Origin of the sequence: Pseudomonas sp. Kh14 (genome assembly GCF_900291005.1) — a bacterium.
GTDB lineage: Bacteria > Pseudomonadota > Gammaproteobacteria > Pseudomonadales > Pseudomonadaceae > Aquipseudomonas > Aquipseudomonas alloputida.
On record NZ_OLKJ01000099.1, the window covers coordinates 1 to 274 of the forward strand.

Genomic DNA, 274 nt, shown 5'->3' on the forward strand with positions numbered 1-274 from the left:
CAAATACATGGGTCATCTCGCGGAAGCAGCAAACATCCTTAAACAACATCCTACCATTCGCCTTTCCGTTACCGGACACGCCGATGCTACCGGAGGTACCGAATACAATGAAAAGATTGCGAAAGGACGTGCGCAGCAAGTTAAGCGTTACCTAACTATATTTGGCCTAGCTCCTGGTCGTATCGAAACACACTCACTTGGTGAAGAACTGCCTCTCTACGAGGGTGACAGCCCGGGAGTTCGACTTACCAACCGAAGAGTCAGCATTGAAGTC

General features: G+C 49.6%; 1 protein-coding gene. It reads left to right on the top strand.

Features of this window, described 5'->3' with window-relative positions; all coding sequences use genetic code 11:
• Window positions 1–274 (top strand): OmpA family protein (locus FQ668_RS27465; protein ID WP_144180772.1); only part of this gene is annotated, 274 nt, incomplete at both ends.